Annotated in this window: 8 protein-coding genes; 2 read left to right on the top strand and 6 right to left on the bottom strand. The window is 71.0% G+C overall.

From position 1 onward, the window contains the following. Nucleotides 1–152 precede the first annotated feature (152 nt). On the top strand, nt 153–1,496 hold the full coding sequence (locus B5557_RS22030) for a pectate lyase family protein (protein ID WP_079661088.1): 1,344 nt from the start codon (nt 153–155) through the stop codon (nt 1,494–1,496). A 47-nt stretch (nt 1,497–1,543) separates the two neighbouring features. On the opposite strand, the gene B5557_RS22025 is transcribed toward B5557_RS22030, so the two are convergent. The 4 genes from B5557_RS22025 to B5557_RS22010 form a co-directional block, all read right to left on the bottom strand. After that, nucleotides 1,544–3,535 carry a pentapeptide repeat-containing protein gene (locus B5557_RS22025; protein ID WP_159424418.1) on the bottom strand — a complete coding sequence of 664 codons (1,992 nt, stop codon included), beginning with the start codon at nt 3,533–3,535 and terminating at the stop codon, nt 1,544–1,546. 108 nt (nt 3,536–3,643) lie between these two features. Continuing rightward, complete coding sequence (locus tag B5557_RS22020; protein ID WP_079661086.1) at nt 3,644–4,135, bottom strand: hypothetical protein; 492 nt, start codon at nt 4,133–4,135, stop codon at nt 3,644–3,646. An 84-nt stretch (nt 4,136–4,219) separates the two neighbouring features. Beyond that, the gene (metG, locus tag B5557_RS22015; RefSeq protein WP_079661085.1) at nt 4,220–5,944 is read right to left on the bottom strand and encodes a methionine--tRNA ligase; all 1,725 of its coding nucleotides are present in this window, start codon (nt 5,942–5,944) and stop codon (nt 4,220–4,222) included. 148 nt (nt 5,945–6,092) lie between these two features. Further along, entirely contained in the window at nt 6,093–8,207 is a 2,115-nt protein-coding gene (locus B5557_RS22010; protein ID WP_079661084.1) for a VWA domain-containing protein, read from the bottom strand. Nucleotides 8,208–8,473: 266 nt separating this feature from the next. Between B5557_RS22010 and B5557_RS22005 the strand changes: the two genes are divergently transcribed. After that, nucleotides 8,474–10,573, top strand: a complete 2,100-nt coding sequence (locus B5557_RS22005; protein ID WP_079661083.1) for a PhoX family protein — start codon at nt 8,474–8,476, stop codon at nt 10,571–10,573. Nucleotides 10,574–10,619: 46 nt separating this feature from the next. Here the strand turns inward: B5557_RS22005 and B5557_RS22000 are convergent, their stop codons facing one another. Together B5557_RS22000 and B5557_RS21995 are read right to left on the bottom strand one after the other, a co-directional pair. Continuing rightward, on the bottom strand, nt 10,620–12,569 hold the full coding sequence (locus B5557_RS22000; RefSeq protein ID WP_079661082.1) for an FUSC family protein: 1,950 nt from the start codon (nt 12,567–12,569) through the stop codon (nt 10,620–10,622). 29 nt (nt 12,570–12,598) lie between these two features. Then, a complete protein-coding gene (locus B5557_RS21995; RefSeq protein WP_231976465.1) occupies nt 12,599–13,495 on the bottom strand; it encodes an endonuclease/exonuclease/phosphatase family protein in 897 nt (298 codons plus the stop codon). Nucleotides 13,496–13,622 lie beyond the last annotated feature (127 nt).

Genomic DNA, 13,622 nt, shown 5'->3' with positions numbered 1-13,622 from the left:
CGGCACCTTAAGGGGCAGGTGGGGGAATCGTGAAGACGTTTGTTCGGGTGACGCGCGGGGCCGGAGAGAGAATCCTCGACGAGCGGCAACTCTTCACCCGACGGCGACCACTGACACGTCGTAAGCCCGCTCCTCCCCCGTAAGGATCCCCCGTGGCAGCTCCCTCCCACCGCCGGTCCCTCCGCTCGCGCCGCACCCTCGTCGTCTCCGCCGCCGTCGTGGCCGCGGGCGTCGGCGCGGGCGTCGTCGTGATGAACGCCAACGCCGGGACCGTCGACCTGTACCACCAGACGCTCGCCGCCAAGGACGGCTGGGCCTCCTCCGGCACGGGCACGACCGGTGGCTCCAAGGCCGACGCCGCGCACACCTTCACCGTCTCCACCCGCGCCCAGCTGGTGAAGGCGCTGGGTTCGGTGTCCGACACCGCCCCCCGGATCATCAAGATCAAGGGCACGATCGACGCCAACTCCGACGACGCCGGCAAGAAGCTGACCTGCGCGAGCTACGCGGCAGGAACCGGTTATTCCCTCTCCTCGTACCTCAAGGCGTACGACCCCGCCACCTACGGCCGGTCGAAGCTGCCCTCCGGAACCCAGGAGAAGGCCCGTGCCGCCGCGCAGACGAAGCAGGCGAAGAACGTCGTCTTCAAGGTTCCCGCCAACACGACGGTCGTCGGCGTCCCCGGCACCAAGGCGGGCATCTCCGGCGGCATGCTCCAGATCCAGAACGTGGACAACGTCATCGTCCGCAACCTGAACTTCTCCGCCACCGAGGACTGCTTCCCGCAGTGGGACCCGACCGACGGCGACAAGGGCAACTGGAACTCCAACTACGACTCCGTCACCCTGCGCGGCGCGAGCCACGTCTGGGCCGACCACAACACGTTCACCGACGCCGCCCACTTCGACAGCGTCAACCCGAAGTACTACGGCCGCGAGTACCAGATCCACGACGGCGCGCTCGACATCACCAAGAGCTCCGACCTGGTGACGGTGTCCCGCAACCAGTTCACCAACCACGACAAGACGATGCTCATCGGCAGCAGCGACAGCGAGCCCGCGGGCAAGCTGCGCGTCTCCATCCACCACAACATCTGGAAGGGCATCGTCCAGCGCGCCCCGCTGGCCCGTGTCGGCCAGGTCCACATCTACAACAACTTCTACGACGTCACGACCCTCAACGGCTACGCGACGCAGTACAGCATCAACTCCCGCGCCAAGGCCCAGGTCGTCGCGGAGGACAACTACTGGAAGCTGCCGACGGGCGGCAAGGTCGCCAAGCTGCTCAGCGGCGACGGCACCGGCGCGGTCAAGGGCGGCGGCAACCTCGTCAACGGCACGGTCACGGACGTCGTCGCCGCGTACAACGCCGCCTCGTCCAAGGACCTGAAGACGACCGTCAACTGGACGCCGACCCTGACGGCCGGCCTGGAGACCTCGGCCAAGAACCTGCCGACGTCGCTGGCGACGACGACGGGCGCGGGCGTGCTGTCCTGAGGGATGGCAGCGGAGGGGCCCGGACGGACGCGGGCCCCTCACCCGTGTCACGGCAGAACGGCGTCCGTCCAGTCGGCCGCACTCCGGTCGACGCCTTCGAGGTGCGCGGCGGTGAGGTCGGCGTCGGTGAAGTTCGTGCCCGCGACGATCGCCGCCGGGTGGGTCTCGTCCTTCCCGAGGTTGGCACCTGTCAGGGACGCGCTCGTCAGGTCCGCCCCCGACAGGTTTGCGCCTGCCAGGTCGGCCCCGTCGAACTGGGTGATGGCTCCGTTGTCTGCAGGCATCGCCTGCGCGCCGGTCAGGACGGCACTGGTCAGTAGCGCGGCGTTGAACTGCGCGCCGTCCAGCCAGGCGCCGGTGAGGTCGGTCTCGGTGAACTGAGCGTGGAGGAACGTGGCGGAACTCAACAGGGCCCCCTCCATCCGGGCCTTGTCGAACCAGACGGTGTCGAAGACGCCTCCGCGCAGATCGGCCCGGCTCAGATCGGCGTCCCGCATGTCCGCGTCCGTGAAGTTCAGACCGGCAAGGTCGGCGCCCACCAGGAAGGTCTCGCGCAGGTTGATGTAGGACTCCCCGGTCACCACCTGTGTGCGCGACCCCAGCACCTCGAGAGCGGCCGCCACGTCCTCGGTAGGGCGGGTCTTCGGGTTCTTGCGCAGGCTGTTCGCGGTCTTCTGGGCGGGCATCTTCGCGTGCTGCCTGACGTAGGCGGCCAGTATCTTGACGATCGCGGGCTGTTCGCTCGGCGAATCCCGCATGATGCGCTGAAGGGCGTAGATGCTGCTGATCCTGACGTCGATCGAGTCGTCTCCCAGGCTGTCCACGGTGTCGCTGTAGGTGGTGGCCACCTGCTCGCGCCTGGTGAGACCGAGCGTCTCGTCGGCCTGAGTGATCGTCACGGCGGTGAAGACGAGCGCCAGCACGGCCGGAATCGTCGGCATCGCCGTGGCGACCCACATGTGACGCTGCCAGCGGCTCGTCTCGCCGACGGGGGCGGCCGCCGGCGCGGGCGCGGGGCCCGGACCGGGCGGGGGCGTGGGCGCGGGGAGGAGCTGGGCGGGTTCCAGCAGGACGAACCACCGGCCGGCGTGCAGCCGGTCCTGAACGGTGGCCAGCAGAGCGGTGAGCGCGGCCAGCGCCGTGGTCCCGTCGCGCAGGACCTGCCCCGACGCCTCGGCCAGGGTCGCGGCCACGCGCACGGTGTGCGCCTCCAGTTCGGCCCGCCGGTCCTCGTCGACGGGGAGGCCGTCCTGGGCGAAGTCCCTGAGCGCGGCGCGGAGTTCGGCGACGCGCAGGTCGAGGACGGTGGCTTCCGGGGGCGTCGCCGACGCCCGCAACATGTCGCGGCAGGCGGCGAGCGCGTCCAGGCAGGCCGGCAGGGGAGGCTCCTGCCGTGCCCAGAGGGCGAAACTCCGCAACGCCGCGCGCCGTAGACGCCACGCCGCCACGGGCAGCGCAAGGGCGAACCCGAAGAGCGGCCCCGCATCGACGCCGTTCCACCAGGGCTCGGCGTCCGCCTCGCATCCGGTCAGCAGGGACCAGGAGGCGCAGTAATCGCTGCCCTGGTCGTACCAGCCGTCCCCGCCGAGAAACTGGTCCAAGGAGGAGTAGAGGTCCGGCAGCAGTTCCATGACCGGACCGTCGTAGAAGTACTCGCTGACGATCAGCCAGGCCCCGAGCAGGAAGCCGCACAGGGCGAGGGCGATCGGTACCGCCAGGCTCCACACCCTGCGGCCCGCCGCAAGGACGCGTGCCGAGCGGTCCGCCTCCACCAGAGGGCGCAGCAGCCGGTCGGACGGTGGCGCGGCGGCCACGCCCAGATAGCGGCGCACCGCCAGCGCACCGCGTAGCCGGCGACGGACGTCCTGCGTGTGCGGCCGGACGGCTGAGCGCGGCACGAGCGCCATCCGGCGTCCCGTGTGCCGGTGCGGATCGCGGAAGGCGGCTGCCCTCGCGACCAGCCGCCACACCCCCATCGTCATGGCGTACGCCACGACCGCGCCCAGGAAAGCGCGTATCCAGTCAGCCCAGGACGTCAAGTCCACCGCGTTCGCCCGCCCCCCGACCACCCCGTCGAACAAGTGCCAGGTGGAGTATGCCCATGGCGTGCGCCGTGAGGCGCGGGTTTTCCGAGAGGCGCTCGCCCGTCAGGTGTCGTACGTGCCGTCCCACGGTTCGGCGAAGGCGAGGCGGTCCGGGTAGAGCTCCGCCCAGGCTTCGGGAGTGCCGTCCTCGTCCTCGTCCTTCCTGATCACCAGGCCGAACAGGACGTTCTCGTAGGTGAGTTGGAAGGGGCGGATCGCGATGTCCGTGTAGGAGCGGCGGGGCAGGCTGCGCAGCAGCGTCGCCAGACGGACGCGGGCCCGGGTGAGGACGGAGTCCTCACCGTGCGGGGCGCGCTGCTGCGCCGCCCAGGTGCCGGCGCACCAGATGTCCGAGGCCCGGTAGTAGCCCTCGGCGTCGAAGGTGTGCAGCACGGTGTAGAGGCGTTTGTGCTCTTCCCAGCCGTCGTCGAGGCGGAAACCCTGAGGGAAGGCGTATGTGACCGACGCGAGGAACTGGCCGTCCGCGTACCGTCCGATGGACTCGGTGCGGTGCTTCGGCTGGTAGGCGATCGGGATGACCTCGGGTACCTCCATGGCGGAAACCATACGGCTTGGCGAATACATGCCGAAGCTGGGGGAAGCCCTTCGCCTTTTCCTCTACATCTTCTCCTTTACCACTCAGCCCTCGGTGCCGCCGAAGCGCTCCTTGTACGCCTGAAGGTCCTCGTCCGTGAGCTTGGCGAAGAGGACCGGCGGGACCGTGAAGGGGGTGCCGGCGGGAACGGTGGTGAGGGCCTTCGCCTCGTCCGGCGTCACCCAGGTCGCGGTGTCGTCGGACAGCGAGAACGCCTCGCGCATGGTCTTCGCCGTCGACGGGATGAAGGGCTCCGAGACCACCGCGTAGAGGTGGATCAGGTTCATCGCCGTGCGCAGGGTGAGGGCCGCGCCGTCCTTGTCCGTCTTGATCTCCAGCCAGGGGGCCTTCTCCTCCAGGTAGGAGTTGCCCGCGGACCACAGCGCGCGCAGCGCGGCGGCCGCCTTGCGGAACTGGAGCGCCTCCATCTGCGACTCGTACTCGGCGAGCAGCTCCGCGATCTGCTCGCCGAGCTTCGTCTCCGCCTCGCCGGGCGCGCTGCCCGCCGGGACCTCCTCGCCGAAGCGCTTCTTGGAGAAGGACAGGACGCGGTTGACGAAGTTGCCGAGGGTGTCGGCGAGGTCCTTGTTCACCGTGGCGGTGAAGTGTTCCCAGGTGAACGACGAGTCGTCCGACTCGGGGGCGTTGGCGATCAGGAAGTAGCGCCAGTAGTCGGCCGGGAGGATGTCCAGCGCCTGGTCGGTGAAGACGCCGCGCTTCTGGGACGTGGAGAACTTGCCGCCGTAGTACGTCAGCCAGTTGAAGGCCTTGACGTAGTCGACCTTCTTCCACGGCTCGCGCACGCCGAGCTCCGTGGCAGGGAACATCACCGTGTGGAACGGGACGTTGTCCTTGGCCATGAACTCCGTGTAGCGCACGGGGTTCTCGCCGGAGTCCGCCTCGTACCACCAGGACTTCCAGTCGCGGTTCTCCGGGTCGAGGTCCGACCACTCCTTCGTCGCGCCGATGTACTCGATCGGGGCGTCGAACCAGACGTAGAAGACCTTGCCCTCGGCCGCCAGCTCCGGCCAGGTGTCGGCCGGGACCGGGACGCCCCAGTCGAGGTCGCGGGTGATGGCGCGGTCGTGCAGGCCCTCGGTCAGCCACTTGCGGGCGATGGAGGAGGCCAGCTGCGGCCAGTCCGCCTCATGGCGGGACACCCACTCCTCGACCTCGTGCTGGAGCTTCGACTGGAGGAGGAAGAGGTGCTTGGTCTCACGGACCTCGAGGTCGGTGGAGCCGGAGATCGCCGAGCGGGGGTTGATCAGGTCGGTCGGGTCCAGGACGCGGGTGCAGTTCTCGCACTGGTCGCCGCGGGCCTTGTCGTAGCCGCAGTGGGGGCAGGTGCCCTCGACGTAGCGGTCCGGGAGGAAACGGCCGTCGGTCGGGGAGTACACCTGGCGGATCGCCCGCTCCTCGATGAAGCCGTTCTCGTTGAGGCGGCGGGCGAAGTGCTGGGTGATCTCGACGTTCTGCGGGGAGGAACTCCGGCCGAAGTAGTCGAAGGCGAGCGCGAAGCCGTCGTAGACCGCCTTCTGCGCGTCGTGCGCCTGCGCGCAGAACTCCGCCACGGGGAGGCCCTGCTCCTTCGCGGCCAGCTCGGCGGGGGTGCCGTGCTCGTCGGTCGCGCAGATGTACAGGACGTCGTGACCGCGCTGGCGGAGGTAGCGGGAGTACACGTCCGCCGGGAGCATGGACCCCACCATGTTGCCCAGGTGCTTGATTCCGTTGATGTACGGAAGGGCGCTGGTGATGAGGTGTCGAGCCATCGGGGGCTGCTCCCAGGTCGGTCGTGCGGGGGTGTGTCGTGCGGTGGTGTGCTTGTGAGCCTTGAACTTGAAATCGTAGCCGACATGGGTGGGCCGCCCGCCTCCCGTTTTAAGGGGTGGGAAGGGGCGGCCCGGGTGATCTACGAGGTCAGGGACGCCAGGTCGCCAGGATGCCCTCGTAGACCTCCGCGTCCGTGAGCTCGCGCGGGGTCTCGCCGGCCAGGAAGTGGGACGTGTTGGCCAGCTTCGTCTTGCGGAGGTAGTCGAACGCCTTGTTCTCCGGGTCACCGAAGGCGACGAAGGAGAAGAAGACGGCGGGGTGGTTCTTCGCCGCCTCCGTGAGGGACTGGGTGGCGGGGGTCTTCGCGTCCGGCGCGCCGTCCGTCTGGAACACCACCAGGGCGGGGGCGGTCGGGTCGGAGGACTTCTCGTGCAGGGCGAGGACGGCTTCGACGGCGACGTGATAGCTGGTACGGCCCATGCGGCCGAGGCCGGCGTGGACGTCGTCGATCTTGTTCTCGTGGTCGGTGAGGGTGAGGTCGGCGGTGCCGTCGACCTCGGTGGAGAAGAAGACGACCGGGACCTTCGTGTCCTCGGGGTCCAGGTGGGCGGCGAGGGCGAGGGTCTGCTCGGCGAGGGCCTGGGCGGAGCCGTCCTTGTAGTACGGGCGCATGCTCGCGGAGCGGTCCAGCACGAGGTAGAGCTTCGCTCGGGTGCCGGTGAGGTGGGTCGCCTCCAGGACGGTGGCGGCTGCCTGGTAGGCGGTGGCGAGGCCCTGCGGGGCCTGACCGCCGAGACCGGCTCCGCCTTCTCCCGTCGTCCCCTCACCCGCGACGGCAAGGGCCCCCTGCGGGGCGTCCTCACCGTCCGTGACCCCCTGCGGGGTGTCCTCATCGTCGGCGACCGCGGGCCCACCCGACTCCGCCGCGGCCACAGGCACGAGCTCGGACAGCTCCGCCTCGCCCTCGCCCTCCGCCGCTGTCGCGGCTGCGACCGGCTCGGCGTCGGTGTCCGGGGTGGCGTCCGTCGCCGTTTCCGGCTCGGGCTCCTCGGCCGAGGCCTCGGTCTCCGGGTCCGTCGCCGTCGCGGCTGCGACTGGCTCGGGGTCGGTGGTCGCTTCGGGTGCGGGTTCTTCCGCCGGCGGCTCGGTGACGGTCTCCGGGTCCGTCGCCGTCGCGGCTGCGAGCGGCTCTGGCTGGGTGTCTGCTTCCGGCGCGGTCTCCTCCGTCACCGGCTCGGGCTGGGTGTCCGCTTCCGGCGCGGTCTCCTCCGTCACCGGCTCGGGCTGGGTGTCTGCTTCCGGCGCGGTCTCCTCCGCCACCGGCTCGGGCTGGGTGTCCGTTTCCGGCGCGGTCTCCTCCGCCACCGGCTCGGGCTGGGTGTCCGCTTCCGGCGCGGCTTCCTCCGCCTCGGTCTTCGGGGCGGCGGCCGTCGCCGTTTCCGGTGTGGGCTGCTCTGCGGCGGGCTCGGGCGTCGCCTCTGCGTTCGGCTCCGAGTCCGTTTCCGGGACGGTTTCGGTCTCGGCGGGCTCCTCGGCCGTGGCCTGGGTCTCCGGTTCCGTCGCCGTTGCGGCTGCGACCGGCTCGGGCTCCTCGACCGTGGCCTCGGTGTCCGGCTCCGCCTCGGCCTCGACGTCCGCCGTGGGCTCCGCCTCGGTCTCGGCCGTGGGCTCGTCCACTGTGGGCTCGTCCACTGTCGGCTCGTCCACTGTGGGCTCGTCCACTGTGGGCTTGGCCGTGACCATCTCGGCCGCCGGTTCCTCAGCCTCGGCCTCAGCCGTGTCCTCAGCCTCAGTCGCCTCAGTCGCCTCAGCTGCCACCTCTGCCTCTGGCTCGGAGGTGGTCTCCGTCTCAGCCTTCGTCTCCGCGTCCGCCGGAGGCGTCGGCGTCGGCGTCGGCGTGGATGCTGTGGACCTTGTCGGCTTGGGGACCGTGACGTTGTCGAAGGCCGCTGCGACGAGGTCGTGCTCGTCGCTGGTCGCCGGGCGGGGTTCCGGGACCTGGGCCGTCGGGGTGGGCCTCGGGGTGGGTTCGGGGGAGGGGGACGGGACCGTCGGTTCCGGCGTCGGCGTCGTGGACGACGGCACCGTCGTCGATGTCGTCGCCGACGGTGTCGTCGTGAGGTCGGTGCTGTTCGACTGCTGGTCCCGCTCCTCGGAAGCGGTCTGTTCCTGCGAAGGAACCTGTTCCGCACCCTCCGCCTCGGCGGCCCGCTCCTTGCGTGACCGTCCGAACGCGTTCCGCAGGAGAGTGAGAATGCCCATGTGCGCAACCCTTCGCGTGAGTTGAAGCCCGTAAATCCCTGGCCAGGACGGACACGTAAGGTTAGCGGCCCCGGGGGGTGATCTTGGGCAGGGGTGAGTGCAAGGAATCCGGGTGTGTCAATACCGCCTCGGCACCCCCTCCGCGCAAGCGCAACACCCTTCTGGCAGCCGGGGATTCACCTTCCGTTCATCCCGCAGCAGTGCATCCGCACATGCGTACCCCTACGGTCACGCTGATACCAAGGGAACGCAAGGGGAGAGTAAAGGTGCGCAAGCTACTGCCGATCATCGGGACTCCGTCCGGCTCGCATCCCGGCGGGCGATCCGCCATGACCTGCCGTTTCCGGTGTGGTGACGCCTGCTTCCACGAGGTGCCCAACACCAGCGACAACGCATACGTCGGCGATGTCATCGTCGGGGCGCTCGGCCGCCGCGCCATGATGCGCACCGCGGCGGTCGTCACCGTCGCGGCCGCCGCCGGGACGGCCGGTGTCGCCGGGGCGCTGCCGGCCGCCGCCACGCCGGGCGCGGCGGCGACGACGTCCGGCAAGCATCCCGGAAAGCCTTCCGGAAATCCTTCCGGCAAGAGCGCTCGCGGGCTTCGCTTCACCGCCGTCGCGCCGAACACCGCCGACGCGGTCACCGTCCCCGACGGGTACCGGCAGAACGTCGTCATCCGCTGGGGCGAGCCCATTCTGCGCGGGGCCCCCGCCTTCGACCCGGAGAAGCAGACCGCCGCGGCCCAGGCCGGACAGTTCGGGTACAACAACGACTTCCTGGCGCTGCTGCCCCTGCCCGGTGAGTGCGACCGGCAGCTGCTCGTCGCCAACCACGAGTACACCAACGAGATCCTGATGTTCCGCGGCTACGACCCCGCCAACCCCACCCGGCAGCAGGTCGAGGTCGCCTGGGCGGCGCACGGTCTGACGGCCGTCGTGGTGGAGGAGGACCGGCGGACAGGGAAGCTGACCGCCGTCCCCCGCCACCACCTGAACCGTCGCGTCACCGCCACCACCGAGTTCCGGCTCACCGGCCCCGCCGCCGGGTCGGACCTGCTCAGGACGTCCGTCGACCCGACCGGCACCAAGGTCCTCGGCACGCTCAACAACTGCTCCGGCGGCACCACCCCCTGGGGCACGACGCTGCACGGCGAGGAGAACTTCAACCAGTACTTCGCCAACAGCAGCCGCGCCACCGACAAGCGGTACGGGATCGGCACCGGCGCGACCGAGCGCAAGTGGGAACGCTTCGACAAGCGTTTCGACGTCGCTCAGGAGCCGAACGAGGTGCACCGGTTCGGGTACGTCGTCGAGTTCGACCCGTACGACCCGACGTCCACGCCCCGTAAGCACACCGCCCTCGGACGCTTCAAGCACGAGGCGGCGACCGTGCGGCTCACCGACGACGGGCGGCCCGTCGTCTACACCGGCGACGACGAGCGGTTCGACTACTTCTACAAGTTCGTCGGCAGCAAGCGTATGAAGAAGGGGTCGAGCCGGGCCGTGCGCGAGCACAACCTGTCCCTGCTCGACGAGGGCACGCTGTACGTCGCCCGCCTCACCGGCGACTCCCCCGCCGTCGAGATCGACGGCACCGGCAAGCTGCCCGCCGACGGTGAGTTCGACGGCGGCGGCGAGTGGATCCCGCTGGCCACCGCCACCGCCGAGGGCGCCGTCTCGCATGTCGAGGGGATGAGCGCCGAGGAGGTGTTCGTCTTCACCCGCCTCGCCGGTGACAAGGTCGGCGCGACGAAGATGGACCGGCCCGAGGACATCCAGCCCTCGCCGGTCACCGGCAAGGTGTACGTCGTCCTCACCAACAACACCAACCGCGGTGTCGGCGCGAACGCCAAGGCCGACGAGGCCAACCCGCGCAACGCCAACAAGCACGGGCACATCCTGGAGCTGACCGAGCGCCGCGGTCGCCCGGAGAGCACCACGTTCGCCTGGTCGCTGTTCCTCGTCGCCGGCGACCCCGACGACCCGGCGACGTACTTCGCGGGCTTCCCCAAGGACGACGTCAGCCCGATCTCCTGCCCGGACAACGTGGCCTTCGACCCGCACGGCAACCTGTGGATCTCCACCGACGGCAGTCAGCTGGGCTCGCACGACGGACTGTTCGGCGTCGCCACGCGCGGTGCGCGGCGCGGTGAGCTGAAGCAGTTCCTGACGGTGCCGACCGGCGCGGAGACCTGCGGTCCGGTCATCCAGGACCGGCGGGTGCTGGTCGCGGTGCAGCACCCGGGCGAGGCGGACGGCGCCTCGGTTGAGAAGCCGGCGAGCACCTGGCCGGACGGCGCGGGGAAGCTGGTCCGCCCGTCGGTGGTGGCGGTGTGGCGCGCGGACGGCGACGACATCGGCGTCTAGGACAGGTCCTGGGCCAGGTCCTGGGCCAGGTCCTGATAGTGCTTCGTCAGGTTCGCTGCGGTGAGGTGACCGCCCGCGCCGCGGCGACCTCCTGGCGCAGGGGTTCCAGGACGCTGCCGGGCGGGCCGGTCAGGTCCGTGCGGACTGGGTAGAGGACCTCCGTGTCGCGCAGGCCCTCGGCGAGTTCCCGCAGTTGCCGCGTGATGTGACCGACCTCCGGATCCGACGGCGGTTCGGCTCCGTGTTTCACACGGACCCGGGCCGCCGTCGTCGCGTCCACGATGCGTTCCACGGCGACGACCAGCGGCCACCAGGCGGCGGCCCGCCGACCGGTGGGCGGGGGCTCGGTCAGGGCGCGCTGGAACTCGGTGCGGATGACGGACAGGTCGCGGTAGAGGCGGCGGCGCATGCGGGCGCGGGCGGCCGGGTCGACGTCCGGGCCGAAGGCGGCGTCGACGTAGCGGGCGGTGTCCGCGACCGTGTCGGCGAGGCGGTCGCCGACCCGGGTGTGCCAGCTCTCCGGCCATAGCAGATAGCCCGCCACCAGCGCGATCGCGCAGCCGATCAGCGAGTCCACCAGGCGGGGCAGCAACAGGCCCGTGCCCTGGTGGTTCAGGATGTCGGAGAGGAGCAGGATCACCGGGGTGATGGCCGCCGTCTGGTAGCCGTATCCGCGGGGGGTCAGGGCGGGGATCAGCGGGGCGAGCAGCAGCATCGCCGGGACGTCCCACCAGCCCCTCGGCACCTGCGACAGCACCGCCGCCGCGACGACCAGCCCGACGACCGTCCCCAGGGCGCGCAGCAGGGCCCGTGAGAACACGGATCCGAAGTCGGGTTTCAGGACGAACGTGATGGTCAGGGCCACCCAGTACGAGCGGGCCACGGGGACGGTCGCGACGAGGACCTGGGCGAGTCCGATGCACAGGGCGAGGCGCAGGCCGTAGCGCCAGGAGCCGGCGGAGAGGGCGACGTCGCGGGCCGCGCGGGCGGCGCGCACGCGCAGGGCCGCCGGACGGCCGAGGCGGTCGTCGAGGCCCCGCGGGTCGATGTCGGGCGCCGCGACCACCTCGGCGGCGTGGCGCAGGGCGTGGTCGACGGCGCGCGCGGTCTCCGACCCGGGGGCGGGCAGGTGGAGGTCTATCGGTCCGGTGAAGCCGGTCCCCACGGCCCGCGCGAGGTGGCGTACGGCCTCGGGGACCTCGGTCGGCAGCGGCCGGCCGTTGAGGTGGGCGGCGGGGGCCGCCTCCACCACCGGGGTGACGGCGTTCAACTGGGCGATCAGCCGAGTCAGTTCGGGGCTCTGCCCGTGCTGCCGGGTACGGCGGGCGAGGACGAGGTCGTACGACTGGTTCAGGGACTGGGTGACGGTGTGCCGGGCGTCCTCGTACTCGCCGGGGACGTCGCTGCCGCAGGCGGCCAGCAGGTCGGCGACCGTGCGATAGGTGGCGGCGACCGCGGTGCGCTCCGGCACCCCGGAGCGCAGCGGCCAGGCCAGCAGGGCGAGGAGGAGCACGAGCAGCCCGCCGCCGCTCATCAGGAGGGGCGCCAGCCACCACTGGCCCGGCATCGGCAGCCCCGCGCCCACGACGGAGTTCAGCAGGAGCAGCAGCCCGGCGACGGACGCCACGGCCCCGATCGTCGAGATCATCCCGGAGACCAGCGCCACGCCGGTGAGGACGGCCACCGCTGCCACCCCGTGCCCGTACACGGCGCTGCCCAGGGTGATGCCGACGGCCCCGAACAGCTGCGGGATCGCGATGTTGAGGATCCGCATCCGGTAGGCGTCGGCGGTGTCGCCGATGACGCCGGACAGGGCGCCCATGGAGGCGAGCGCGCCGTACGCGGGCTGTCCCGCCGCCAGGCCGATCACCAACGGCAGCGTCATGGCGAGCGCGGCGCGGGCGACGGCGGCCCGGTTGACGGGCGCCTGCTGGGGCCGAAGGTTCCGCACCAGCCAGTCGGGAGGGGTGAGGCCGATGGGGAACTCGCGGGACATGGCCTCATTATGAGCACCCCCGCGGTCCGTCATCCCTGGTGGAGGGTGAGGTTCACGAGCAGCGCGCGGTGGTCGGTGCCGTCGAGCCTAATAAATCGGGCGCTGCTCGCCGCGAACTCCTTCGACACGAGCACATGGTCGATCTGCGTGCCGAAGGCGGGTGCGGTGCTGCTCGGCCAGCTGGGCTCGCGGGCGTCCCCGGCGAGGCGGGCCGCGTCGCGCAGCCCGGTGTCGAGGATGCGGCGGAAGGCGGCGTGGTCCTGGGAGGCGTTGAAGTCCCCGGCGAGGACGAGCGGACCGGTGTCCCGGTACCGGGCGGCGAAGTCGCGCAGTCGCCCCAGTTCCCGCTTCCACAGGTGCACCTGGCGGGGCAGCGGCGGCTTGGGGTGCGCGAGCTGGAGCCGTACGGCATGGCCGTGGACGTCGGCGACGGCCCCCGGCATGCCCATGCTGCCGGGCACGGTGGCCGCGGCCCGCAGCGGATACCGGCTGAGGACGACCGACCCGACGGAGGAGTCCCCCGGCACGGCCTGCCGATACGGGTACTCACCCCCGAGTTCCCTGCGCACGGCCGCCTGACAGACGTACTCGCACTCCTCGACGAACACGATGTCCGGCCGTTCCCGCCGGACCACGGGGACGAGGGCGTCGGTCGCCCACCCGAACTCGACGTTCGACGTCAGCACCCGCAGCTCGGCGACGACCGTCCCGGCCGGCTCGCCCCCGTCGCCGTACGGCTGGACGAACCAGGTGAGCAGCCCGGCCGCGACCACTCCCCAGATCAGCCCCGGCCACCACCGGGCGAGAAGGGACAGCGCGATCCCGATCCCGGCGGGCAGGAGCAGCCACGGCAGGAACGCCAGCACCTGCGGCACGGGCGTGACCGCGTCGGTGTCGACGACCCGACACCCGACGACCACACTCATCCCCGCCAGCAGCAGCCCCGCGCACCCGACACCGAACAGCCGGGCCCGAGGCCGCCGAGACGGCGCCCCCACGGCGCTCCCTCGACCCGGCGCACCGTATACCGCTCCGTGCCGTTCCATCCCGCCC

The sequence above is a fragment of the Streptomyces sp. 3214.6 genome (assembly GCF_900129855.1).
Classification (GTDB): Bacteria; Actinomycetota; Actinomycetes; order Streptomycetales; family Streptomycetaceae; genus Streptomyces; species Streptomyces soliscabiei.
Note: the sequence above shows the minus strand (reverse complement) of the source record. Positions and strands in the feature narration are given on the sequence as shown.